Here is a 23,105-nt window from a genome sequence, read left to right on the forward strand (position 1 = left end):
ACCCTCCTGTTCAGTTCTTCACGATAAAGGCATCGGTAAAGCCCAGGTCTTTCATATCTCCGAGGATCGCCTTGCGTTCGGCGCGGGTTGTGGCAGGGCCGACCAATACACGCCAGACCGACTTGCCCGCCGACTCCAGTTCCAGAACTTCGGCCGCCAATCCGTTCGTGCGGACCTTTTCGGCCGCGGCTTTCGCATTCGCTTCAACCCCGAACGTTCCGATCTGAACATAGGGTTTGGTCAGGTTCGACGATGCGGCTGTGGCACTGGCCGCCGCAGCCGGCGTCGGCTCGGATGCGTCAATGGCGGCCGCTGCACCTGCGATCGGGTCCAATGGCGTCTCGGTAATTTCATTGGGATCTTTCTTCTGCCACCACTTGCGTTTTTTCTGGGCGGGTGGCGGTGCGACGACCGGATCCGTCAATGCAGCGGTCGCGGACGCATCTGCCGCTTCCTCAATCGCGGGCGCAGTTTCTTCGGCGGCGGCGCTTGCGGCCGCTCCGGCCGCGGCAGCACCGGCGACCACGGCACCGGTGTTTTCAGGTGTCTTTTTCTGCCACCATTTCCGCTTGGCCGGCTTTTCTTCGGCACTTTCGTCGGGTCCGGCCGCTGTGGCTTCTTCGGCTGCGGTTGCTTCGGCGGCGCTTGCAGTTTCTTCGGTTGGGGCTGCTTCGGGTTCCGGCGCTGGCTCCGGCTCGATCGTTTCGCGGCGGAGTGCGACCACCTGCAGACGGGCAGGAGCGCCGGCAAGCATTCCCAGTTTTTCAGCCGCTGCCGAGGACACCTGAAGGGCCGGCCCGGGCAGGTTTCGTTCCCGGCGGAACAAGGCGCCCGTCACGGTCTTGTTGTTGCTTGTATTCTTGATAGCGACCCGCTCGGGCTGAGACGCGCTGGGGTGTGCCACCCAGATGCCACCCAACGACGGACGCCCATCCCAGAGCCCGGCCTCGGTCACTTCGAAGACGTCCGGCGCTTCAACATCGCGCTGAGAGCCGCTGGCGACTTCGGGGAACAGTTCCGTGGTGTTGCTTTGGGGCTGCCCATCGTCACTGGCTGCCTCAGAGGAAGACTTGCCTGCGTTCAAAGCTTCGTCACATCCCGTCAGCGCAGTCATTGCAACAACCAGCACCGCCAACGGCCGCGGTCCAAAGCGTGTCTCTGTCGCTCGCTTCATATTGTGTTATCCCTTGCCTGTAGGGCCTTTGCGTGGCTGGCCCCAACCGCGGTTCGACCGGTTCTTTTGCCGGCCTCCTGCAGTCATCGCGCAAATCATAACCTGCGGGTTGTTTCAAGGAAAGACCGCGGGTCCGGCTTCGGCAAGAAATCCCTCTTTTGGACTTGCCACCAACCGATGTTCGTCCTAGACCGCTGCCTGCGCCGGGGAGGTGGCAGAGTGGTCGAATGCGGCGGTCTTGAAAACCGTTGGGCGTGAGAGCGTCCCCAGGGTTCGAATCCCTGTCTCCCCGCCACCCATTCCCGTCTCACTCCATGGATACTTTCTGTCCCGGATTTCTGCCGATATTTCAGCGGTTTACCATACCCGTTTTCTATCAGAGACGATCTAGCAAGCACAACTAGGGCACGGATCTGACCCGAGTCTCAGTTCCGTAGTTTCGCGGGGTCGCTTTGGGCGGATTTTCCCTGATAACAGGGAGTTTACAGGGAATTTCGGCATTTTTGGCGGAAATTCCTGATTTCGCCTTTGTGATAAGGGCGTGATATCAATGATTTACGCCCTAAATTCCCTAAGCTGTGGAACAGGGAATTTTTTTCACGGTAACAGGGAAGTTCTGCGTTGGAACAGGGACGTCGCACCGGGTATCAGGGAAGCCGGAATTTCGGAGAGTTTCAGAAGCCGAAGATCCGCTCTTGCTCCGCCCAATCCAGCGGGTGGGTGACGCTGACCAGGCGCTTGAGGGTAAGCTTCGGCGGCTGGCTGCCGTCGAGAATCGCGGCCTGGATCTTCGGCGACAGGAAGGCGAGTTGGGCGCGGGTGCGGATGAAGGAGGCGGGCACCTGTTCCCGGCGCGCGATGTCGACCAGCTGGACGCCACTTTTCAGATTACGGACCCAGCCATGGGCGCGGATCAGCATGGAGCGGAGATGCGGATCCGGGTGAGGCTGCACATCGCTGGCGATGATCTTGGCTTCGACGCCGCGGCGCCGCAGGTCGAAAAGCGCTTCGATTCTCAGCAGGTCGGGGTTCAGATCGTCTGGCGAATGGCCAAGCGTGCTTGCCAGGGCCTTGCCGTCCAGGTCGAGGCAGATCCGCCCGCGCTTGAGCGTGCCGGAGGCAAGCAGGCCGGCGCAAATCGTTCCGCCGGTGTCACGGAGCCGGGTGGCCAGTTCTGCGACCGCGGACTTGATTACAGATGCGGGCCCGGCCTCGGGCCGCGCCAGAAGCCGGTGCGATGCGGATCCCTCTTGCAGATGTGTGATCACAATGTTGATGACCGCCGTCTCCAATGCTGGACCTGATAATCGCCAACCGGTGGGATCCGTGCCCCCGGAGATCAGCCTGTTGGAGACGTAGTAGCGTAGCCGTCGGCCCTTGCGGGTGGTGTGGGTCGGTGTGAGCCGGTCGCCGGTGTCATCCCGCAGCTTGCCGGTCAGCCAGGCGCCGGGGGCCGTCCCTCTGAATGGAGCGTCGGGTGAGGGTTGCGCGCGGGACCGTTTTGAGGCTTGCCGCATCCTCTCCTGCACCCGCTCCCACAGGTCCTCGCCGATGATCGCCGGGTGCTGGCCGGGCCAGAGCTTGTCCTTGTGGCGGATCTGGCCGCGATAGACCGGGTTGCGCAGCAGGTAGTAGATCTGGCCGCGCGACAGCAGGCAATTGCCCCTGACGGTGCCATCAGCTCGGACAACCCGTTTCGAGCGCAATCCCTCGGCAGCGGCCCGCTCCGCCACCCGGCGCAGGCAGCGCAGTTCCGCGTAGAGATCAAAGAGGCGCCGGACGGTGCTGGCCTCTTCCTGGTTCACCACCAGCGTGCGGGCTTTGGGATCAGGGTGGCGGTCGAAACCCAAGGGCAGGTTGCCGCCCATCCAGAGGCCTTTCTTCTTGGAGGCGGCGATCTTGTCGCGGATGCGCTCGGCCGTCACCTCGCGTTCGAACTGGGCAAAGGACAGCAGCACGTTCAGGGTCAGTCGACCCATGGATGACGAGGTGTTGAAGGACTGCGTCACCGAGACGAAGGAGCAGTTGGCCTGTTCGAGCCGCTCGACGAGCTTGGCGAAGTCGGTGAGTGAGCGGGTCAACCGGTCGATCTTGTAGACCACCACCATGTCGATGCGCCCGGCATCGATCTCTTCCAGAAGCCGCTGCAGGGCAGGGCGTTCGAGCGTGCCGCCGGAGAGGCCGCCGTCGTCGTATCGCTGTGGCAGCAGTGACCAGCCCTCGTGACGCTGGCTAGCGACGTAGGCGGCGCAGGCCTCGTGTTGCGCATCCAGCGAGTTGAAGTCTTGGTCCAGCCCGTCCTCGGAGGACTTGCGGGTGTAGATGGCGCAGCGGACTTTGCGACGCGGGCTCATCTGGCGCCCTTTCCAGTGAGACCGAAGAAACGGGGGCCGGACCAGTGCGCCCCGGTGATCTCGCGGGCGATGGCCGAAAGCGAGCGGTAGGCGCGACCGTTCCAAACAAAGCCGTCCTCGGTGACATCGACCACGCGGGTCACCCCGTTCCATTCGCGCAGCAGGCGTCCCCCGGGTTTGAGGGCAGGGGGCGTCGGCCGTGGCTTTTGGTCCGCCCCCTCGTCCAGCGCAGCCGTCACCTTCCGGGAGAGCCCGCCATGACGGCGGGCCTGCAGTTCGAAGGCGAGGAAGCGGCGCAGGAAGGGCTGGCTCAGCATTGCCGGGGCAGGGCGGTCGAACAGCTGCTGCCAGAGCAACAGCAAGCCCTTCCGATCCATCGCTTCCAGCTCGGCGATTTCCGCTGGGAAGGTCATGCCTGCGCCTCCGCCTCGGCAACGAGGTGGTAGGTGGCCGGCGCGCCCGGTTTGTCCGATGCTCGGCGTTCGATCGTTGCGCCTTTCTTGCGCAACATGCTGAGGGCGGCCCGGGCCGAGTGTTGCTGCCAGCCGGTGGCCTTGCAGATGTCCGCGAGGCTGGCACCTGCGGGGCGGCGAAGCAGGGTTTGCACCCTATCGGTCTTGGTGTGTTTGGTTTTGGGCATGTCTGGTCTCCTCGTGTTCAGGGGGGCGGGATGCCGTGCCCCGGTACCGAGGTGAGCCCGAACATGTCGGGCGTGGGACCAGTGATGCGTGGTTCGCACCGGTAGTCCAGCCTGAATCCGCTGGCGCTAACGAAGAATCGTGGGTGTCTTAACGCACTGGAAAAAAACAAAAACTTGCTTCTTGATGGTTGGGTGATTATATTCGGGGTGCCTCACGCAGGACCTTCAAATCCTGCCAGAAGCACTCACCGGGTCCGAGCGCCCAAAGGGAGCATCGAAAGAGGCAATGAACCGGATCGCTGGATCCGGGGAGTTGCTGTTCGTGCTCTCTCCGAATTCCCCGAAGCGGTCCATTCGATCCCCGGCTGTTGCGACAGCCCAGATGAATGGAGGCGCGCATGCGTACCCAATCCCAACCCCGCGATGCCGCAGCGGTCTTGTCAGAAGAACTTTACTTGAGCGGGGCAGGGCGGTTGCATAGCATTTAAGAATGACCAAACCTGCCTCCTTCAAATACTTCAAAACCAGCCCCGAAATCATCCGCCTGGCGGTGATGCTGTACATCCGATTTCCACTCTCGCTTCGGAATGTCGAAGATCTCCTGCATGAACGTGGGATCGATGTAAGCCATGAGACAGTCCGCTATTGGTGGAATAGGTTCGGCCCGATGTTCGCCGCTGAGATCAGACGGAAGCGTGTGCAGCAACTCCGAACCTTTTCAAAACGGAAGTGGCACGTGGACGAGGTCTTTGTGAAAGTGAATGGCAAACGGCATTATCTTTGGCGCGCTGTGGATGACGAAGGCGAGGTGCTGGAAGCAGTTGTAACGAAGCGCCGTAACAAAGCTGCAGCACTGAAATTTCTCAAGAAATTGATGAAGCGGCACGGTTGCGCCGAAGAGATCGTCACAGATCGCTTCGCCTCCTACAAGGCGGCACTCAGAAAAGTGGGCGCGCTCGAAAAACAACAGACGGGCAGGTGGCTCAACAACCGCGTCGAGAATTCGCACCTGCCGTTTCGACGACGCGAACGCGCGATGCAGCGTTTCAAGCGCATGCGAAGTCTACAGAAATTCGCCTCCGTCCATTCTTCCGTCTACAACCACTTCAACCGGGAAAGATCGCTAGTCAGTCGAGATACCTTCAAGCTGACCCGCGCCGCCGCTCTTAGCGAGTGGCGTCAGCTTTGTTCCGGATAGGTTCGCGGTTTTCGCAGCAAACTGAGACTGGTTCGAATTAGTCTGACAGCACCGGAGGCGTAGTGGCTGGGGCTGGTGGCAGGCTCGCGCGTAGGGATGACGGTACTATCACGTTTGTGGCAGACGAACACGAAGCGGTGACGCGAAATCTCCCTTTCGGTCCCAAAGCTTTCGTGCGCGCACGGTCATCTTGGCAAGATATGGGTTCTGGAGGTCTGTTTCGCCAACAAGAATGACCAGATGCGCCTGTGCACGTGACGCAGCTACGTTCATCAAGCGGCGTCCAGTCTCGCTATTCAGAAAGGGGCTCCCAGCATCCACTGGATCGAAGATCACGATTTTTCGCTCGCTGCCTTGCGCCCGGTGAACCGTACTGACCGGGACTGCCCGTTGTCCCTGGCGGCCAAGCATCGATCTGATCAATGCGCGCTGAGCACGAAATGGTGTTAGGATCAAAACGTCGTTAGGTTCGACGTAGGATCCCAACAGCTCGTGAACCAGGGCCGCGGCAATTTCTGCCGATGCGTACCGGATCTTGCCATTATAGCGCTTTGACCAAGTGGACTCTCCGGCGCGGTCGTCCACGAGAACGCGCGGTATCTCTCGCCCGTCTAGAAACCACGGAGATCGAGCCAACTTCCATTCGGGATCTCGAGCGGCTTTTGGGCACACCACGAGTTCATCACCGTAGAAAGTGTGCGAAACAATACCGCAGACGCCTTGGCACATTCTGGACTGCTCATTCAGAAAGACGCTTTGGGCGTCTTTGAAAACGTCGAACGCCGTCTTGCCCAGGACAGCCTGGGCTAACGGATCAGCACTTTGAACGAATGGTGCCAGCTGTTGAGGATCCCCGGCAAAGGTGCAGCATTTCGCCAAACTGGCGACCATCAAAGCCGCGGGCAGCATGATCTGACTAGCTTCGCCAGCTATGGCAAAGTGCCAAGAGCCGCCGCCTGAATTTGCCACGCTTTCGAAGTGTAAAATCAGAGGGTTGGTCGTGATCGCGACCACCCGTGATGTTGCGGAAATGTGCGCGACGTCGGTTTTCAGTTTCGCCCGGGCAGCATCCAGCTTCTCTTTCCAAAGGACGAATCGTTCTATGTCGTTCTTCGGGGGTTCCTCGAGTTCTAGGGTCAGGATGCATTGATTTTCGCTTCGTTGCGTGATTCACGGCTCGAAAAACGGAGCGGTGTCATGTGCGACCTTTATTGGCTAACCGACGAGCAGATGGCCAAGCTTGCCCCCTTTTTCCCTAAGTCGCACGGCAAGCCTCGAGTTGATGACAGAAGGGTGTTGAGCGGGATTATCTTCGTCAATCGCAATGGATTGCGCTGGCGAGACGCCCCGGAAGCGTATGGGCCGCACAAAACGCTTTACAGCCGGTGGAAGCGTTGGAGCGAGAAAGGCATCTTCGCGCTGATGATGGCCGGCCTGGCCGCCGAGCACGGCGAAAAGGGGACTGTCATGATTGACGCGGCCTATCTCAAAGCCCACCGCACCGCGACCAGTATGGCCGCGAAAAAGGGGGGCGTGGACGCCTGATCGGCAGAACCAAGGGCGGTATGAATACCAAGCTGCATGCCATTTGTGATAGCAAAGGTCGCCCGCTCAACCTGTTCGTTACCGCCGGCCAGGTCAGCGATTACATCGGTGCTCGGGCTCTGCTCAGCAGCATACCAAACGTGGATTGGCTGCTCGGGGATCGCGGCTATGACGCCGACTGGTTCCGAGAAGCGCTAACAGACAAAGGGATACGCGCCTGCATCCCAGGCCGTAAGCAACGCAAGACACCGGTCAAATACGACAAGCGCAGGTACAAACGCCGCAACCGGATCGAGATCATGTTCGGCAGGCTCAAGGATTGGAGGCGCGTGGCGACACGCTACGACCGTTGTCCCAAGGTATTCCTATCAGCCATCGCACTCGCGGCAACCATTATGTACTGGTTATGAATCCTGACCCTAAAGATGGGCGTGAACAACCGAAAGCGCGTGATTGAGAGTGTTCACTGCGAACTCTCTTTGGCTTTCCGGATCATTTAGAGGCAAACCTGCATCTTCCTGTTCTGGCTTGTCGCCCACAGGAAACTTTTCGCCTTCCAATACTGTTCCCCAAACCTGAATGTCCTTGATTGCCATGGGATCCACCGTCAATGGGTTGTCATCCAAAATAGTGAAGTTCGCACGCTTGCCAGGTTCGATACTGCCAAGGTCCCGTTCAAGACGATGAGAATAGGCGGCGTTGATTGTCACTCCACGCAAGGCCTCTTCGACCGGGACCGTCTGATCCTGTCCTGCTACCCGACCGGAACTCGTCACGCGGTTCACCGCACACCACATTAGGAACAATGGATCACCGGGCGCCATCGGCATATCGGAATGCAATGACCAGGATACGCCCGCTCGATCCAGATCTCCAAGACGGACCATCTCATTGGCGCGTTCAGGACCAAGACCGGTTTTACTGTATTGGTCCGCAAGTGCCGTAACGTAGTAGGGATTTGCAGAAACAATCGCACCCAGACGTTTGATACGATCGACCTGATCGGGCGCACTCACAGCAAAGTGCACGATCACCGTTCTATGATCGAAACGCGGGTTTCTGCGTAAGTTTCGCTCTAAGGCGTTCAATACACGGTCCAACCCGGCGTCACCGTTGACGTGAATATGAACTTGGTAGCCGGCGTCCCAATAGGTTTGAAACGCGCGTTCAAAGGCCGGCAGGTCCATCATCCACTCGCCATGGTAATCGCCAAGCGGATCGTCCCTCAGTTGAATGGCAAGGGAATATATCGCACCGTCCGCAAAAAGCTTGACGCTGCCTTTGGACATACTGGTCTTGCCACCATACCAGTCGACAAGTGCTTCTGTCTGTTCGATCACATCTTCAGCATTGTCATATTTGGCGATCAGGCTTTTTCCATCTGGAATGAAGCTCCACCGAAACGGCATTGAGGGTGCGGAGAATACAGCGTTCACCGCATCCTGAACCGGGCGTGCGAGAATGCCGCCGGGCTCGTTGCCGTAGGTCACGCCTTTCGCATGCAAATAATCGCGCATGGTCTCCAAACCAGCGCGAAACTTTTCAGGGGTCGCCACGTATGGCGCAATCAAAGGCAGAACTGCAAACAAACCCTGTTCCCAGAAGTGCCCATGCTCAAAGCTGGATTGCATCTTTTCTGAGTCGGACCAAGCGTCCATGACCTCCTCGGTAACGCCTGCGGCCTCCATTGCAGCTGAATTCAGGATGAATTCGTGGCAAGAGCGTGCCCACACAAAGATAGGTCGTTCGCTGCTGATCTGGTCAAGGTCCGACCGTGTCAATGGACCATAAAATGCAGCGTGGTATCCCCATGTCATGACAGGGGTGTCCGGGTCTTGCTGACCATCAACAGCTTCAGATAACCGTGCCAGAAAGTCATCCTTGTCCACAACGGCGCGTGATAAACCTTGTGGCAAGTCCCAGTCCTCTATCGAAAGAATGACGGACGAAAGGCTCAAGCCGCCCAAAACTGGGTGATCATGCTGGGCGATAAAGCCGGGAACGATGATGTGGTCGGCGAATGTGTCATCAACGGTGAAGGGCTGTTCACCAATCGCCTCTTGAACTTGCTCTCTAGTGCCGGTCGCCAAAACCCGACTGTTTACAACAGCAACGGCTTCGGCGCTTGGAAGGTCGGGATCAAGTGTGACGATCTCGCGCGCCGTAAAAATCGTGACTTCATCAAGATCGAGTATCGCTCCGCCAAGATCGGTCAGCGTGCCTTCTTGCCCGAACAATGTACTCGGAGCAACGAGGATCGTCGTGCTCGTCAAGAAGGACCTAATAAATGCCCGTCTGGAGGTGCTTCCCATGGTGGATGCCTTTCCCTAATGCACTTAACTAACACAAAATACGCAGATGTTTTCAATGCGGTTAACCAAAAGACGCCCGTAAGCCGCACCAGAAGAAACGCTATTCAGAGTTTTGCTGACTTGGAGTCCTTCGAACCGCAGTTCTTGATGGAGGCCAATCGAAGCATTCAGCCTCTGTCTTCCCCAAGCTGTCTTTGGGTTCGATCCGGTTACTCGCTCCATTGCGACCAATGTCTGTTTTGTCCGCAGAGCAGTCATTCGTCCAAACTCTACGAGCACTGCTCGGAGTCATAATCTGACACTCACCATCGAGTATGCTAAGCTGGATCGTGCGAGGCACACATACATTCAGAAACCGCATCTTTGGGAGGATGGATGTATGATCATGCGCATTTTTCAGGTGACAACGCGGCCGGGAAAAGAAGAGGAATTTGGCCGCTTTTTTCGCGGCACTGCGATCCCGTTGATGAAAAACACCCCTGGAATCGTGCACCTTCTTCCGGGAGCGCCGAGAGAGGATACGCCACGAGAGTTCAGTTTCGTTATGGTTTGGGAGAGCTTGGAGGCACTGAAGTCGTTTGTGGGAGAAAACTACCAAAGCCCGCACATCGATCCGATAGAAGCTGACCTCGTCGAGTCTCGATCCATCAAGCACTATGACTTGGTCGACGGCTAATCGCGAACGGGAGGATCAGGATGTCGAAGGGTAGGGGAAAATCGCTGCCAGAACGCTTCCTTGGTCTGAACGAACCGAAGGCTGAGGACTTGGCAGCCTTGGAACTCCGGTTGCGGGAGGCGCTGGATCGGCAAAAGGCGACCGCCAAAATCCTGGAGGTCGTCAACAGCTCTATCAAAGACCCTCAACCTGTCTTCAACTCGATTGTTGAAGCGGGTCAAACGCTGTTCCCAAAGTCGACAGTCAGCATTGGATTACAGGACGGCGACAAACTGATTTTGGGAGCAATTTCTGGTCCCGAACCGGGTGGCGTCGAGGCTTGGCGGCGTCGCTTTCCGGCGCCAATTCATCCAGAAACAATCCATGGCCATGTCATTTTGAACGGCGAGGCGATTGATCTGCCGGACGTCGCCGCATCGAAAGACAGGTTCCGTATAGGGGCTGGAAACTTCCTCGCCTCAGGGTTTCAGGCAGTCACCATGGTGCCAATTTCACAAGGAGGACAAACTGTTGGAGCTCTCGCCGTGTTGAGGCATTCAACCGGAAGACTTCAAAAAGAGCAGTTCGATATTCTCACAACATTTGCGGCACAAGCGAACATCGCCTTGGACAACTTGCACTTGCTGAGCCAGATGCGTGAGGCGAATGACACTTTGACACACGTGTCCAAACAGCTTGCCAAATACATGCCACCCCAACTCTACGAGTCAATCATTGCCGGCGACCAACACGCGGCTATCGAAAGCCGCCGCCGAAAGCTCACGATCTTCTTCTCAGACATCGTCGACTTCTCCGAAATCACAGATCATCTCGAAGCCGAGGAGTTGACTACTTTGTTGAATGAGTATCTTTCAGCAATGTCCGAAATCGCCCTGAAGCACGGCGCATATTTCGACAAGTTTGTCGGTGACGCCATGATGCTGTACTTTGGCGAACCCGAAAGCCTCGGGGTAGAAGAAGATGCCGCTGCATGTGTGCGAATGGCAATAGATATGCAACGCAAGCTTGGCCACTTACAAACGGAATGGCAGCGCAAAGGATTGATCGATCGACCATTTCGCGCTCGCATGGGTATTAACACCGGTTACTGCACTACTGGAAACTTCGGCTCGGAAGACCGGATGGACTACACTGCTATCGGACGCGAAGTGAACCTTGCTGCGAGACTTGAGGCCGAGTGTGATCCAGGAGGTCTCTTACTCGCTGCCGAAACCTATTCTTTGGAAAAAGACTGGCTTCCGGTTGAGGAACGAGAGCCTGTTCGAGTGAAGGGATTTCAAAACCCCATTCGCACGTATGCTGCGACCGCTATTTATGAAAGTGCCGACCGCGATTGCCGCATTATTCACGAGGAAGATGAAGGCTTTTCTCTTACAGTTGATCGTGCTCGCATAAGCAAGGGGGCAATCCTCCGACTAAAGTCCGTTGTTTCAGATCTGGACGACTAGTCAAATTTTCGGTCACGGCAGCTCAGTCCAAAACCTGTGACATCACATATCAAAAATGGCTGCACGACAGCCAATTTCCCGCCACGCTGCGACGCCAGGACGGGCTTCATTGAGAAATCGCGTGTGCAAAAGACCGCTTTCACGCGTACAAGTGGGAACCAATGGCAAAGCCAACCACACTTCACAAGATGGTGAGTAGCAGGCTTGGCAGTCCAGAGCGATGAGTTGCACTAATCGCACCGTGTACTGTGCTAAAAAAGGGCGAACTCGTATCACTTACAGCATCGGGGCATTCGTCATGCGCTTTTCTCTCACCATCGCAACACTCGTTGTCTTGGCCACTCAGTCTTTTGCGCAAGACTCCGTTCTTATCGGGGACGCCCCGCTTCCTGCCGACATTGTAATTGATGTAACGCCAGATTCTCCTTTTCTTGGAATTTGGACGGGGAGATGGGATTCTCGGAGAAGTCATATCCTCGTCGTCGAAAGCCGAGATGAGGATGGGTTGTTCAATGTTGTTTACTCGGTCGGACGTGGCCAGCATGGCCGCGGAAACTGGTTCCGGAGCAAAGCACGTTTAGACGGAAGCACGTTGGTGTTCACCGACAATGACTTCGGGGCGCGCTATTCAATTTCGGGTACGGGGCGACTGCGGGGCATCTATCCAACCGAGGACCGCGTCGCAATACTCGAGCGACAAACCCTCTCAGAAGTCCTCGCGACGGCGACCCGCCAGTGGTTTGAGGTTGGAACGCGAGACTTCCTTACGACGGAACTCCGAGAGGACGGCGCAACAGTCGAGCTTGCTGTGGCTATCTATCGACCTCCTGGTGATGGGCCTTTCCCGTTGGCTCTCGTTCATCACGGCTCAACCGGCTCTGGAACCGATCCGCAGGCTTTTGATCGGTTCTTTTCCAACGACTGGCTTGCGGACGTTCTGAACTCACACGGTTGGATCGCTGCGTTCCCACAGCGCCGCGGTCGGGGTGGGTCCGACGGATTGTATGACGAGGGCTTTGCTGAAGATCGGACCGAGGGCTATTCGACGGAGGCCCGGCTATCTTTGGCAGGGGCGGAACGTGCGCTGATGGATGCAAAAGCAGCGCTGCATGCGTTGCAGGAACGACCGGATGTGAGTGATGGATCGGTTCTACTGATTGGTTTCTCGCGCGGGGGCATTGTTGCCCTTATGCAGGCTGGCGACGATCCGGGAAACACCGCTGGTGTGATCAACTTCGTTGGGGGATGGATGGCAGAGGGCTACGGTGATCCCCAAATCAATCCGACGCTCTTTCGACGTGTTGGATCATTCGATGGGCCGGTGCTTTCCATCTATGGGGAAGATGACATGTTCTACAGCATCGAGCATTCCCTATCCAACCTCGCCGAAATGGAAGCGATGGGTGCCAATAGTGAGACTCATATCGTGGCCGTTCCTGGCTACAACAAAGGTCATTGGGTATTGTGGTGGCCGATACTCTGGGAAGAGATCGTCAGCGACTACATCCGGCGCCTCCAGGATCAACGTTGAAACAATGAATTGGACTGCGACCCTGTTATCTCCGCGTTTTTTGCCGGATGCTTCGGTGAATTTCCGTTTCTGTCTGGAAGCAAGTTTTACCGATATGATTGGAATTGCAGCTTCTGTCTGCCGAGAAGCCAAACACTGAGTCTTGCGGGAAAACCGCTACGAGCCCGAAGCAGACCGTTGTCATTCTAATGCCTGCATCTCAAAACGCACATCAAAGCATGTTTGCAAAAGGCTCATGCAATTGAGCTTTACGTGACAATTCCGTAGGAAAAGACCTCTAAGTCTTTATCAAAACCCCGCAATGAATGCCGCCCCAATTTATGTGGCTCTTCAGATACCAAGCTGACAAAGTCGCCAGTTGCCAAAAGCCGCGCATCCAGTTTTCGCGTCAAGCCTTCTAACCGGCTGACTATCGCAACTGATGTGCCGGTAACCGTAAAATCCAAGCGCTTTTCAGTGCCAACATTCCCGTACACGGCCGCACCAGTGTGCAAACCAATCCCAAACTCAGCACGGTCTGATGGATCAAGCTCTTTATGCCTTTGGAACGCTTCTCGCGCCGCCGACAGGGCAGCTTCGCACATGTCTTCGGGTAGTCTTCGTTGGCCATCAAAAGGAAAGATCGCAAGCAACCCATCGCCAACGAATTTCAGAACCTCTCCGCCGTGGTCGTGTACCGCCCCGCCGACGCAGTCGAAGAATTGGTTGACGGTCGCGACATATTTTTCCGGTGACAGGCGCTGGCTCAAAGCCGTAGACCCGTGTATGTCACTGAACAATAGAGCGCAGTCAATTTTGCTGACATCTCCCCGGGCTATTTGACCGTTCAATACAGATCGACCGGACACCTTGCCCAAGTAAACCTCCATCAACTCAGCTGCCAGGAACTGCTCTGACAGAACACGCGCTGTACCAAGCAAAGGTAGAGACAGTCGCGACAGACCATCTACCTCACGGTCTGTGAAACCAGAACGACGCTTTGTAGCAAAAGAGACTGACGCCCCCAAAGCCCACTCGGCCTTGCCGTCAAATACAACGGTACGATTGCCGAATGGTGCACTGAATACGACGTAGTCGGTGACACCTGCCTCAGCGAGTTTTTGGAATAGCGGAAATCTGTCACGGGTCGCTTCGTCAGTCAGATCTGCTCGCATGAAAGGAAACTTGATCGAGCCGTTCGTAAGGTCGTCCGCCAAGTCCCAGACTTCCTTGTTGAAGTGCTGTTTCGCTATCTCATTGGCCAATTTCGAGTTCTCTCCGAAGGGTGCTTTGTCGAAGAGATCAGTTGTCACCGAGCTTCGTGGAAGAACAGTCCATTCAATTCGATGGTTGGAAGCATCCCATGTTGCGTCGAGCAATCCAATTACAGGGTGCATCATCAGGCGGCCCAAGGAAACACGCGAAACCGGCACGCCACCATCGATCAGCCTGTGACTTAGCTGCTCGACTAGCCCGCCAAGGTCGGCATCAAAAAAGGCCAGCTTCTGCAACCAATCTGCAATGCGGTCGAAAACATCCGCCATAACGTACACCTCTGTCACCATCTTGTTACAGCCGGAGGCTCATGTCATTGGGTTTGTCTTCGAACTCTCATTTCTCTTGCAATGGGTTTGCTAATTCTCACACGCGTACGCTCACGATTTTCAGACGAACGTCAGGTTCGAGTCCTCCTCAGACCTTGATCGCGTGCTCAGCATAGACAACGATTGGCTTGGTCTCTCGGCTGCATTCGACGACAAAGCAAAAGCATGTTTAAGGTTGTCAGCCCGCTTCGCACAATGGAGAATCAAATGCGTCGATCGAACCTGATGCTGCAAATAACTATGGGGGTAATGGGGGGTGCTGCATCTTCCCAACCGCTCTTTGAGTATTCCAAGGCCTTCAATCCTTCCAGCGAAACGGCAATGGCGATTACCGGGCCAGTAATCTTGTCTACCAAGCGGATAGTCTTCGAGACCGGCGCTTCTCTTGATCTCGAGGTTCATGACGCCAAGAGTTCAGGTAATTGGGGCGTGTCTGGTGACGTGCCTATTGCTCAGGTATTCCGGGTATCAGGTGACGTCGGACCGTTGCGTCAGGGAAACACGCTTTGTGGAGACCAGCCAATCACATTTATGGCGGCCTGGAACGAAGAAAGTTCTGGGTTCGACTATCTCGGCATCGCTATGTTTACGGGTGCGGCAGCGCCTACAAGCGTTGATGACCAGACTATTTGTGCGACCTATTTCTACTCGATGGATGTTTCGGGCTAATTCAGAAGTTGTCCGAGGCTAGCCACTTCGTCCGCAAAGTAGTCACTCAGTGAAGACGCAGCGAACAGAGGATGTGAGCCCCAAGTGACCGATGCTGCGCGATCGACCGACGGCGGCTGTGCGCAGAAAGTTGACTTTGCAAAGTTTCGCGCTCGTCCTTTCGAGGATGAATATCAACTGGCAAATTTCTGCCGGAGATCCGGCTGGGCTCTTTTCATTACCCATTAGATCGCCTTAAAACTATCCGACCCCTCAAACCGTCAATGTAATGTCTTGAAGAACAGCGACAGCAAAGCGAATACGAAACGGCCGTGCCTGCACGGTAATGCTCGCGCTGCGTTTGCGATGGGGCTTTTTGCTCTTGTTTCTGCCTGCGCTCAGGCCCCAAGCGGCGCGGATCTCGATCCAGAACGTCAGGCCATGGCGTTGCGCGAGGTCTCTCAAAAACAAGCTCGAGGGCAAAGGGTATGGTGCGTACCCTACGCACGTAACCTCAGCGGTATCGAAATTCGCGGAAACGCCAAGGACTGGTGGGGCAAGGCGCGCAATACCTTTGAGCGAGGCAATGAACCGGTTGTTGGTGCGGTCATGTCATTTCGAGCAACCCGAGGGATGCCGCTTGGTCACGTGGCTGTCGTATCCGATGTCGTCACTGACAGAGAAGTCATCGTGAACCACGCCAACTGGCACCGCAACAAGGTATCATTGAAAATGGGCGTCAAGGATGTATCCAAAAACAATGATTGGACATTGGTCCGCGTTGAAAGTCATCCGGGCCGGTATGGCAGCTTCTACCCGGTGAACGGGTTCATTTACCCCAAAGTTGGGGAATAGATTAATTCAATTGTGAACCGCACACTGTGGGTATCCGACGGATGGGTCACAAGCGGCTCAGTTGTTCACGCGGGACAGTGACGGAAAAGGTCCGCAAACCGGATAATCGTCGCGTTAGAGCGAATGACCGCATCGAGCCCTCAGTAGAAGTGAAGAATTTACGCTGCGAGCGCTCGCAGCAAAATTACCCACCGCATCGCCGAAAATCACCCGCCGCATGACAGAGGAAAATGCGAACGTTCAGGCAGAACGCAGCGAGTTTGCGATCCGGAATGACTGGGTCACGGACCAAAACAACCGTTCTCGAATTACTATGCAGCCAGTAAGTTGGATGCAAAATTGCAAAAGCTCGCGGCCGTTCACTCCGCCCTCTAAAATCACTTCAACCTGTAGCAATCTCATACCAATCGAGACACCTTGAAGCTGACATGCAACGCTACCCTCGGCGAATGGCGCGAGCTTGGTGCAGCAAAAAGGCAGCTATTTGGGGCTGGCCGAGAATGCTTTGAGTTTGTTTGATGACGCTCTCTCGAAGCTTTTGAACACCGAAGCGACGACAGATTTTTTGCCGTCGCTTCGCCATTCCGCCAACTCAATTCAGGACTTTAGGTAGGTGTTAAACCAATCAATGGTGCGGTCCCAGGCCAAGTTTGCCATTTCCTCGTCATACCGAGGCGTACTGTCGTTATGAAAGCCGTGGTTGGCATTTTCGTACATGTAGGCCTCGTAAACCTTATTGTTGGATTGCAGCGCAGCTTCGAATTCCGGCCAACCTGCGTTGATGCGTTCATCAAGCTCGCCCATCTGAATCAGCAACGGCGCCTGAATTTTAGCCACATCCTCAGCGGCCGGCTGGCGGCCATAGAATGGCACGCCGGCGGCCAATTCGGGGTAGGCCACTGCAATTGCGCTGACCACACCACCGCCATAGCAGAAACCCACAGCGCCAACTTTCCCAGTACAGTCTTCCCGGTTCAACAGGTATTCGAAGCCATTGAAGAAGTCATTCATCAGCTCAATCCGGTCGACTGTCTTCTGCAACTCGCGCCCATCTGCGTCGTTGCCGGGGTATCCGCCAACCGACGTTAGGCCGTCAGGAGCCAGTGCCATAAAGCCTGCTTTCGCCAAGCGACGCGCCACATCTTCGATGTAGGGATTCAGGCCGCGGTTTTCGTGTATCACGAGCACCCCGGGCAGGGGTTCTTCCACACCAGCGGGACGAACAAGGTAGCCTCGGACATCACCCGTTCCGTTCGGAGAGGGGTAGGTTATGTAGTCTGCGTGGATATCGGGATCGTTGAACGACACCTGCTGTGCCAGCGCATAGTTCGGGCTGAGCATGTTCAATAACGCGGCAGCCGTTAAGCCGCCAACCGCGAATTTTCCGGCGCGGTCCAGAAATTGGCGTTTGGTGATCTTTCCGTGCGCATAATAGTCGTACAGATCCAGCAGTTCCTGATCGAAGTCTTTTGCTGTCATGCGAGTCATGGTCAATCTCCTGATGAGGTGGCGATTCAATCCGTGGGATACTATCAGTTCAAAGGGTTATGGTTTGTTCGAAGTTCTAGGCAGGTCGGCTAAGGTATTGCCGTAGCGGGTTCCTTCTTCGTGTGCTGATCGCGCAGAACGTTCTTTTGGACTTTTCCCATGGTGTTTCGTGGCAACTCTTGGACGAGTTCGTACCGACGCGGATGTTTGAAGCGCGACAGCCTTTCCCTGATGATTGATGCAATCTGATCCGTGTCGAGTTCTACGCCTGGCTCAGCAACCAGAGCGGCAATGATCTCTTCCCCGAAGTCGTTATCAGGGACGCCAAAGACTGCCGACTCCAGTACGCCATCGATGTCGTTTAAAACGTCTTCGATTTCCTTGGGGTAGACGTTGTAACCGCCAGTAATGATGAGGTCTTTTGAACGACCTACAATCGACAGGTAGCCATCCTCGCTGTATTTGCCCAGATCCCCGGTGATAAAGAACCCATTCTCGCGAAGTTCTGCAGCGGTTTTTTCGGGCATCTGCCAATAGCCTTGGAAAACATTAGGGCCGCGTATCTCGATCATTCCAACCGCCCCTCTGGGCAGTTGCTCACCGGTTTCAGGATCAGTGACGATCACCTCGATGCCGGGCAATGCCATGCCAACAGTTCCTGCGCGACGTTCGCCAGTATAAGGGTTCGAGGTGTTCATGTTTGTCTCGGTCATACCGTAGCGCTCCAGGATGCGGTGGCCTGTGCGCGCTTCGAACGCCTGATGGGTTTCGGACAGCAATGGGGCAGAGCCCGACACGAACAACCGCATGTTCGCCGCCGTCTCTTTGGTGAAACCGTCATCTGCCAGCAATCGAGTGTAGAAAGTTGGGACGCCCATTAGAAGGGTTGAATGCGGTAATTCCTCCAAGATCATTCCAATGTCGAATTTTTCCATCAGCCGAACCTCGGACCCGGCGACTAGTGACGTGTTCATCGCCACGAAAAGCCCGTGCGTGTGAAAGATCGGCAGCGCGTGAACCAAGCGATCGTTGTTTGTCATACCCCACAAATCCGCGAGAGCTTGTGCATTGGTCAAAAGGTTCTGGTGGCTCAACATTGCGCCCTTAGAGCGACCCGTGGTTCCCGACGTATAAAGCAAAGCCGCAAGGTCGTCCGGGGCGCGATCAACGGTTTCAAACTCGCGGGGCTGCGCGTCAGCTTGGCGGCTTAAGCTTGATATTTCACCGCCAAGGGTAAGCAGCCTTGCGCCATACCGATCCGCCAATGTTTTGATCTCAGCTTCGTCGTTGTCGTCGCAGACGATCACCGCAGGCTGGGCGTCAGATGCGAAGTAGTCCAATTCTGCCATTGTGTAAGCAGTGTTTAGCGGCAAATAGACAGCACCTGCCTGAACTGAAGCAGCATAGAGTGCAACCGTATCGGCCAACTTTGGGGCCTGCACAACGATGCGGTCGCCAGGAGAAACTCCACTTTTCTGCAAAACATGCGCGATCTGCGCAGCGCGTTTCAGAAACGCGTCATATGACACTACTTTTCCGTCATCGAGTAGCAGGAACGGAGCCTCGTTTCCCGCGTGGTGGGCAAACAAGCTGTCATAAAGTGTGTTAGTCACGCTGGATTTTCCTCTGGTCTGGGCGCAAGTACTGCGGTTGAAGCCGCGCGCACGGAACGCGAGGTTTCGATTGTGGCGTGCGTCACAAATTCTTCGTGGTGACGTTCAGTCTTTTTTAAGTCGTAGAGGTAATTGACCATTGCGCCGCCGGATTGGGATCGTCCGTTCTGTGACGGATCGGCCCCGGCATGCAGTTCGTGAAGCTCGGCTCCATTGCCCAGATGAAAGCGGGCCACTGGGTCCAGCGGCATCCCATCTTCGCGCTTGGCGTGTAACAGGTATCGGGCGGCCATCGCCCGCACGTCCTGCGGAGGGGCTGTTCCCGCAATTACGGCTTCGGCAGCATGGCCATGCTCGGAATGTCCTGTTTCGCCAGCTAACCACCGGTTCATACCGGGTATCGGAGACAAGGTCACAAATGTGTCGAGGCCCGGAAGCTCTCGCGAAAGTTCGGTCACAACCTGTTTGATCAGCAGGTTTCCAAAGCTGATTCCCGTTAGCCCCCTTTGGCAGTTTGAAATTGAGTAGAATGCGGCGATTTTGGCCTGTTCTGGTTCGATCGGTTCTCGAACTTCGGACAAAAGCACATCAATCGCGTTCGGAATTTCAGTCGTCAAAGCAACTTCGACAAAAATCAGCGGTTCATCCGGCATTGAGGGATGAAAAAATGCAAAACAGCGACGGTCGGGCGGGAAAAGCCGGCGCCGCAAGTCGTCCAGATCATGAATCTGATGGACGGCCTCATACGCGACGATCTTGTCCAGAACGCGGGCTGGTGTATCCCAGCTGATTTGTTTGAGGACCAGAAAACCCCGGTTGAACCAGCTTCGCAGTAAATGCACGAAATCTACATCTGTGCGCTTGAGTTCGGGGTTGGATTTGAGATAACGCAGCAGGTCAACGCGCATTGCCACAAGCTCTTGCGTCGCGCCGGACGGTTGATTCAGACGGCGCAGCAATTCTTGCCGTTTGGGTTCAGCCGCCTCGCTAAGCCTTTTGTAAAGATCGACACTTCTACACTCGGCATAACGACGCGCCGTCTCAGACAGTTGATCCGCGTCTAACTCAAGCTGGTCATTCAAATAAGCGAAGAAGTCCAGTTTTTCCGGGTCGTCCAAGGTCTGGTATCGATCCAGTATCGTTGATGCGAGTGCGAAACCTGATACTTCACCTTCCGCAGACAAGAGTGCTTCACATAGCTCTGATATGGATCGCTTGTCATCCTTGCCCCGCTTTTTGCCGGGGCGGTCGAACAGCTGATCAAGCAAATCGCCCAGAAACCAGTTCCGCTGCATTTCACGACTCCATCTGACTGCTCAGATACTCACCGGTTCGACGGTAATGATCGATCAAATGCCGCGTTGCGCTATCTGCATCGCGATCCAGTGCTGCGTCCAGTATTTCCTGATGCTCTGCGTTGATATCGCGCTTTTTGTAACTCGACCCGCCAGCCGCCAGATATCGATAGCGGATGTTCAGGTCGTAGAGCTGCGAGCAATACCGCAAGAGTAAAGGAAGCCTCGCATTGTCCAACAAGGCCATGTGAAACGCCTTGTGTGCGTCTTCAAAGTAGTGTTCCCCTTTTTGGCTCGCCTTTTTCATATGGTGGTGCCGCAAAACAAGCCTGTCTTCCCAGGCTGAGTCTGCATTGGCGATGGACTTGCGCAACGCGGTTTCTTCAAGACCGCATCGCAACATAAGGATTTCCTCGAAGTTGCATTTGCTTACTGGTGCAGCCCTGAATCCGCGCTGGTCAATTCGTTCCACCAACATATCCGATGTCAAAAGGCTTAGAGCTTCGCGAACCGGGCTTGCGCCGGTCTCAAGGAGCCCACGGAGCAGTTCGATCTTGAGCTTTTGGCCGGGCGGCAGCTCGCCAGTCAGGATCATTTCGCGCAGCTTTCGATACGCACCATGAGTGGCGGATGTCTCTTTGCCCTCGGTATCAAGCATGGCATCCATGTCTGGCATTCCCTTCTTCGTGGTGCAGTCTACTCGGAGCTCTTAACTGAGCGTGCTCGTTCCAGTCGATAGCCTGATTGTGATGTTCAGCGAGCCCTCGTTTACCAACCATCGCCGCATTACAAAGCTGCGTGCCCCGCTTTTGTGCATCGGGTCATCTTCTGCCAGCTTTCGGGCGGCTTCGAGACTGTCGGCCCTATAGATGATGAGGCCAATCCCCTGCATATGCTCGCCGGTTTCATCCGACATGGGGCCTGCAAAAGCCAGTTGCCCCGAATGTTCAAGCTGCGCCTGATACGCCAGGTGATCTGGCAATGAAGCTTTTACATCTTCGGGCGCTTTGGCTGGCCTGCTCAGCGCGACGTAAAGCTCCAACGCAAGCGCACCGCGGCTTTTTGCTTCTGATTTGTAGTCTGCCCAAGCAACCATTCGCGGCCTCCAAGAAAATCGATATTATTTGACATATTGCAAAATAGTCGGCAAAAATCAAGCAAGCTAACATGGAAGGTGACAATGAAATACCTGGTGGGAGAGACTTCGGAAGGCACAGCGGTTTTTGCCGTGAACGGTGAAAACGCAGTGAATCTAACGGCTTTGGACCCTGCCGTCGGTTCCGACTTGATGGGTTTGATCAGCAAGCCTGGCCTGGCCGACTCGCTGGTTGAAAAAATCACCTCGGCAGATAGTGTGCCGTTATCCTCAGTCACACCGGCGTTGCCCGTGGCGTCACCCGGCACGATCATTTGTATGGGTTTGAACTATACGGATCACATCAAAGAGGGCGGCTACGACATCCCCGAATATCCAACGCTGTTCATGCGCGGTAAGAATTCGATCATGGCGGCGGGCCAGCCTATGGTGCGGCCTGCGTGTTCGGAAAAACTCGACTACGAAGCCGAGCTTATGCTGATCGTTGGAAAACGCGGCCGCCATATCTCGGAGCAGGACGCGCTGGATTATGTCTTTGGCTACACTGTATTCAACGATGGTTCGCTGCGGGACTATCAGCGCAAAACCGTTCAGTGGACGCCCGGCAAAAACTTTGATGACACGGGCGCGATCGGTCCTTTCACCGTGACGCCGGATGAGTTGCCGGAAGGGGCATCAGGTCTGAAGATCGAAAGCCGTGTGGGCGATGAAATCCTGCAAAGCTCGAATACGGCCAATATGATTTGGGGTGTCCGGCAGGTAATTGCGACGATTTCGGAATATACCACTTTGGAGCCGGGGGATCTGATTGCGCTGGGCACGCCGCCTGGTGTGGGACACGCCAAAAAGCCCAACCCCCGTTGGTTGAAGCCCGGCGAAACCGTTGAGGTCGAGATTGAAGGCATTGGAATTTGCGCCAGCCCAGTCATTGACGAAAAAGACGCCAAGTCCAAGGTGGCCGCAGCATGACCGCACCAACCGGGGCAGAGCTGGAAGCACTTCGCGCCAAGGCGCAGCAAGATCATCGTGATCTGCGCCAGCGCATTCCGCGTTTGTCCGACGATGCAATTGCCTTGATCCTTCGCGAGTCCAGGTCTCACTATGCGTGGACCGACCAGCCAGTTTCTGACGATCTGCTCGAAGAGATTTATGACATCACGATCAACGGCGCGACCAGCATGAATACGCTGCCCGCCCGCTTCGTTTTCGTGAAAAGTGCCGAGGGAAAAGAGCGGCTTGCCAAGTCGTTGAAGCCAAAGAACGTTCCAAAAATGATGGATGCGCCGGTCACGGCGATCATTGCCTATGACATGGACTTCTGGAAGGAATTGCCTTTTCTTTTCCCGCACGAAGACCGACGGCCATTGTTTGAGAACAATCCCGAATATGTGGCCGATACAGCTTTTCGCAACGGAACGCTTCAGGGCGCTTATTTCATGATCGCCGCCCGAGCTGTCGGGTTGGATGTCGGCGCGATGTCCGGCTTTTCGAACAAGATCGTCGACGAGGAGTTCTTTGCAGGAACAACGCTCAAGTCGAACTTTTTGTGCAATCTGGGCTACGCAGATGAAACGGGACTGTTTCACAAGCTGCCTCGCTTCCCATTCGAAAAGGTTTGCTCTTATGCATGAGGAGGTGACCCAGTGGCC

General features: G+C 55.7%; 21 protein-coding genes and 1 tRNA gene. 10 read left to right on the forward strand and 12 right to left on the reverse strand.

Annotation, left to right across the window (positions count from 1 at the left end; genetic code table 11):
• Window positions 1–10: 10 nt before the first annotated feature.
• Entirely contained in the window at window positions 11–1,114 is a 1,104-nt protein-coding gene (locus ACR0CU_RS02930; RefSeq protein ID WP_254437519.1) for an SPOR domain-containing protein, read from the reverse strand.
• 265 nt (window positions 1,115–1,379) lie between these two features.
• On the opposite strand from ACR0CU_RS02930, the gene ACR0CU_RS02935 reads away from it, so the two are divergent.
• Window positions 1,380–1,469: transfer RNA gene (locus ACR0CU_RS02935), tRNA-Ser, on the forward strand.
• A 379-nt stretch (window positions 1,470–1,848) separates the two neighbouring features.
• Here the strand turns inward: ACR0CU_RS02935 and ACR0CU_RS02940 are convergent.
• From ACR0CU_RS02940 to ACR0CU_RS02950, 3 genes are read right to left on the reverse strand one after another with little or no spacing between them, the layout of a single operon-like run.
• Window positions 1,849–3,528 (reverse strand): recombinase family protein, encoded by a 1,680-nt coding sequence (locus ACR0CU_RS02940; protein ID WP_170445111.1) that lies wholly within the window; start codon window positions 3,526–3,528, stop codon window positions 1,849–1,851.
• The gene (locus tag ACR0CU_RS02945) at window positions 3,525–3,941 is read right to left on the reverse strand and encodes a DUF2924 domain-containing protein (protein ID WP_170445114.1); all 417 of its coding nucleotides are present in this window, start codon (window positions 3,939–3,941) and stop codon (window positions 3,525–3,527) included. Before ACR0CU_RS02945 ends, ACR0CU_RS02940 begins: the two co-directional genes overlap by 4 nt.
• The gene (locus tag ACR0CU_RS02950) at window positions 3,938–4,168 is read right to left on the reverse strand and encodes a DUF3489 domain-containing protein (protein WP_170404272.1); all 231 of its coding nucleotides are present in this window, start codon (window positions 4,166–4,168) and stop codon (window positions 3,938–3,940) included. Before ACR0CU_RS02950 ends, ACR0CU_RS02945 begins: the two co-directional genes overlap by 4 nt.
• A gap of 490 nt (window positions 4,169–4,658) precedes the next feature.
• On the opposite strand from ACR0CU_RS02950, the gene ACR0CU_RS02955 reads away from it, so the two are divergent.
• A complete protein-coding gene (locus ACR0CU_RS02955) occupies window positions 4,659–5,366 on the forward strand; it encodes an IS6 family transposase (RefSeq protein WP_170445117.1) in 708 nt (235 codons plus the stop codon).
• Window positions 5,367–5,474: 108 nt separating this feature from the next.
• On the opposite strand, the gene ACR0CU_RS02960 is transcribed toward ACR0CU_RS02955, so the two are convergent.
• Window positions 5,475–6,380, reverse strand: a complete 906-nt coding sequence (locus ACR0CU_RS02960) for a DEAD/DEAH box helicase (RefSeq protein WP_170445120.1) — start codon at window positions 6,378–6,380, stop codon at window positions 5,475–5,477.
• A gap of 183 nt (window positions 6,381–6,563) precedes the next feature.
• Between ACR0CU_RS02960 and ACR0CU_RS02965 the strand changes: the two genes are divergently transcribed.
• Window positions 6,564–7,321 (forward strand): IS5 family transposase gene (locus ACR0CU_RS02965; protein ID WP_170445123.1). Its coding sequence is split into 2 segments (ribosomal slippage): window positions 6,564–6,888 and window positions 6,888–7,321, totalling 759 coding nucleotides; the frame shifts between segments, so codons are not numbered across the junction.
• A gap of 9 nt (window positions 7,322–7,330) precedes the next feature.
• Here the strand turns inward: ACR0CU_RS02965 and ACR0CU_RS02970 are convergent.
• Window positions 7,331–9,184, reverse strand: coding sequence for an amidohydrolase (locus tag ACR0CU_RS02970; protein ID WP_480642426.1), 1,854 nt, complete (start codon window positions 9,182–9,184; stop codon window positions 7,331–7,333).
• 418 nt (window positions 9,185–9,602) lie between these two features.
• Here ACR0CU_RS02970 and ACR0CU_RS02975 point away from each other — a divergent pair, with 418 nt between their 5' ends.
• From ACR0CU_RS02975 to ACR0CU_RS02985, 3 genes are all read left to right on the forward strand, one after another.
• Complete coding sequence (locus ACR0CU_RS02975; RefSeq protein ID WP_170371452.1) at window positions 9,603–9,899, forward strand: putative quinol monooxygenase; 297 nt, start codon at window positions 9,603–9,605, stop codon at window positions 9,897–9,899.
• Window positions 9,900–9,919: 20 nt separating this feature from the next.
• On the forward strand, window positions 9,920–11,347 hold the full coding sequence (locus tag ACR0CU_RS02980) for an adenylate/guanylate cyclase domain-containing protein (protein WP_170445130.1): 1,428 nt from the start codon (window positions 9,920–9,922) through the stop codon (window positions 11,345–11,347).
• Between the two features lie 298 nt (window positions 11,348–11,645).
• Entirely contained in the window at window positions 11,646–12,878 is a 1,233-nt protein-coding gene (locus tag ACR0CU_RS02985; protein WP_170445133.1) for an alpha/beta hydrolase family protein, read from the forward strand.
• 248 nt (window positions 12,879–13,126) lie between these two features.
• Here the strand turns inward: ACR0CU_RS02985 and ACR0CU_RS02990 are convergent, their stop codons facing one another.
• A complete protein-coding gene (locus ACR0CU_RS02990) occupies window positions 13,127–14,401 on the reverse strand; it encodes an adenylate/guanylate cyclase domain-containing protein (protein WP_170445136.1) in 1,275 nt (424 codons plus the stop codon).
• Between the two features lie 225 nt (window positions 14,402–14,626).
• On the opposite strand from ACR0CU_RS02990, the gene ACR0CU_RS02995 reads away from it, so the two are divergent.
• Both ACR0CU_RS02995 and ACR0CU_RS03000 read left to right on the forward strand, forming a co-directional pair.
• A complete protein-coding gene (locus tag ACR0CU_RS02995) occupies window positions 14,627–15,130 on the forward strand; it encodes a hypothetical protein (protein ID WP_217356753.1) in 504 nt (167 codons plus the stop codon).
• Window positions 15,131–15,475: 345 nt separating this feature from the next.
• Entirely contained in the window at window positions 15,476–15,964 is a 489-nt protein-coding gene (locus ACR0CU_RS03000) for a CHAP domain-containing protein (protein ID WP_170404214.1), read from the forward strand.
• 597 nt (window positions 15,965–16,561) lie between these two features.
• On the opposite strand, the gene yghX is transcribed toward ACR0CU_RS03000, so the two are convergent.
• The 5 genes from yghX to ACR0CU_RS03025 all read right to left on the reverse strand — a co-directional run bounded on the left by yghX (window position 16,562) and on the right by ACR0CU_RS03025 (window position 21,456).
• Window positions 16,562–17,452, reverse strand: coding sequence for a YghX family hydrolase (yghX, locus tag ACR0CU_RS03005; protein WP_170445143.1), 891 nt, complete (start codon window positions 17,450–17,452; stop codon window positions 16,562–16,564).
• A gap of 89 nt (window positions 17,453–17,541) precedes the next feature.
• Complete coding sequence (locus ACR0CU_RS03010; protein ID WP_170445146.1) at window positions 17,542–19,065, reverse strand: malonate--CoA ligase; 1,524 nt, start codon at window positions 19,063–19,065, stop codon at window positions 17,542–17,544.
• Complete coding sequence (locus ACR0CU_RS03015) at window positions 19,062–20,360, reverse strand: malonyl-CoA decarboxylase (protein WP_170445149.1); 1,299 nt, start codon at window positions 20,358–20,360, stop codon at window positions 19,062–19,064. Before ACR0CU_RS03015 ends, ACR0CU_RS03010 begins: the two co-directional genes overlap by 4 nt.
• A gap of 1 nt (window position 20,361) precedes the next feature.
• The gene (locus ACR0CU_RS03020; protein WP_480642430.1) at window positions 20,362–21,027 is read right to left on the reverse strand and encodes a GntR family transcriptional regulator; all 666 of its coding nucleotides are present in this window, start codon (window positions 21,025–21,027) and stop codon (window positions 20,362–20,364) included.
• 42 nt (window positions 21,028–21,069) lie between these two features.
• Window positions 21,070–21,456, reverse strand: a complete 387-nt coding sequence (locus ACR0CU_RS03025; RefSeq protein ID WP_170445155.1) for a YciI family protein — start codon at window positions 21,454–21,456, stop codon at window positions 21,070–21,072.
• 84 nt (window positions 21,457–21,540) lie between these two features.
• On the opposite strand from ACR0CU_RS03025, the gene ACR0CU_RS03030 reads away from it, so the two are divergent.
• Window positions 21,541–22,425 carry a fumarylacetoacetate hydrolase family protein gene (locus ACR0CU_RS03030; protein WP_170339952.1) on the forward strand — a complete coding sequence of 295 codons (885 nt, stop codon included), beginning with the start codon at window positions 21,541–21,543 and terminating at the stop codon, window positions 22,423–22,425.
• Window positions 22,422–23,087, forward strand: coding sequence for a malonic semialdehyde reductase (locus ACR0CU_RS03035; RefSeq protein WP_170437016.1), 666 nt, complete (start codon window positions 22,422–22,424; stop codon window positions 23,085–23,087). The genes ACR0CU_RS03030 and ACR0CU_RS03035 overlap by 4 nt, the downstream gene beginning before the upstream one ends.
• Window positions 23,088–23,105: the final 18 nt, after the last annotated feature.

Source organism: Ruegeria sp. BC2 (assembly GCF_056539245.1).

Excerpts from the sequence above, each read along its gene's own strand:
- ACR0CU_RS02930 (WP_254437519.1), bottom strand. The coding sequence starts at position 1,114 with ATGACTGCGCTGACGGGATGTGACGAAGCTTTGAACGCAGGCAAGTCT.
- ACR0CU_RS02940 (WP_170445111.1), bottom strand. The coding sequence starts at position 3,528 with ATGAGCCCGCGTCGCAAAGTCCGCTGCGCCATCTACACCCGCAAGTCC.
- ACR0CU_RS02945 (WP_170445114.1), bottom strand. The coding sequence starts at position 3,941 with ATGACCTTCCCAGCGGAAATCGCCGAGCTGGAAGCGATGGATCGGAAG.
- ACR0CU_RS02950 (WP_170404272.1), bottom strand. The coding sequence starts at position 4,168 with ATGCCCAAAACCAAACACACCAAGACCGATAGGGTGCAAACCCTGCTT.
- ACR0CU_RS02955 (WP_170445117.1), top strand. The coding sequence starts at position 4,659 with ATGACCAAACCTGCCTCCTTCAAATACTTCAAAACCAGCCCCGAAATC.
- ACR0CU_RS02975 (WP_170371452.1), top strand. The coding sequence starts at position 9,603 with ATGATCATGCGCATTTTTCAGGTGACAACGCGGCCGGGAAAAGAAGAG.
- ACR0CU_RS02980 (WP_170445130.1), top strand. The coding sequence starts at position 9,920 with ATGTCGAAGGGTAGGGGAAAATCGCTGCCAGAACGCTTCCTTGGTCTG.
- ACR0CU_RS02985 (WP_170445133.1), top strand. The coding sequence starts at position 11,646 with ATGCGCTTTTCTCTCACCATCGCAACACTCGTTGTCTTGGCCACTCAG.
- ACR0CU_RS02990 (WP_170445136.1), bottom strand. The coding sequence starts at position 14,401 with ATGGCGGATGTTTTCGACCGCATTGCAGATTGGTTGCAGAAGCTGGCC.
- ACR0CU_RS02995 (WP_217356753.1), top strand. The coding sequence starts at position 14,627 with ATGTTTAAGGTTGTCAGCCCGCTTCGCACAATGGAGAATCAAATGCGT.
- ACR0CU_RS03000 (WP_170404214.1), top strand. The coding sequence starts at position 15,476 with ATGGGGCTTTTTGCTCTTGTTTCTGCCTGCGCTCAGGCCCCAAGCGGC.
- yghX (WP_170445143.1), bottom strand. The coding sequence starts at position 17,452 with ATGACTCGCATGACAGCAAAAGACTTCGATCAGGAACTGCTGGATCTG.
- ACR0CU_RS03015 (WP_170445149.1), bottom strand. The coding sequence starts at position 20,360 with ATGCAGCGGAACTGGTTTCTGGGCGATTTGCTTGATCAGCTGTTCGAC.
- ACR0CU_RS03020 (WP_480642430.1), bottom strand. The coding sequence starts at position 21,027 with ATGGATGCCATGCTTGATACCGAGGGCAAAGAGACATCCGCCACTCAT.
- ACR0CU_RS03025 (WP_170445155.1), bottom strand. The coding sequence starts at position 21,456 with ATGGTTGCTTGGGCAGACTACAAATCAGAAGCAAAAAGCCGCGGTGCG.
- ACR0CU_RS03030 (WP_170339952.1), top strand. The coding sequence starts at position 21,541 with ATGAAATACCTGGTGGGAGAGACTTCGGAAGGCACAGCGGTTTTTGCC.
- ACR0CU_RS03035 (WP_170437016.1), top strand. The coding sequence starts at position 22,422 with ATGACCGCACCAACCGGGGCAGAGCTGGAAGCACTTCGCGCCAAGGCG.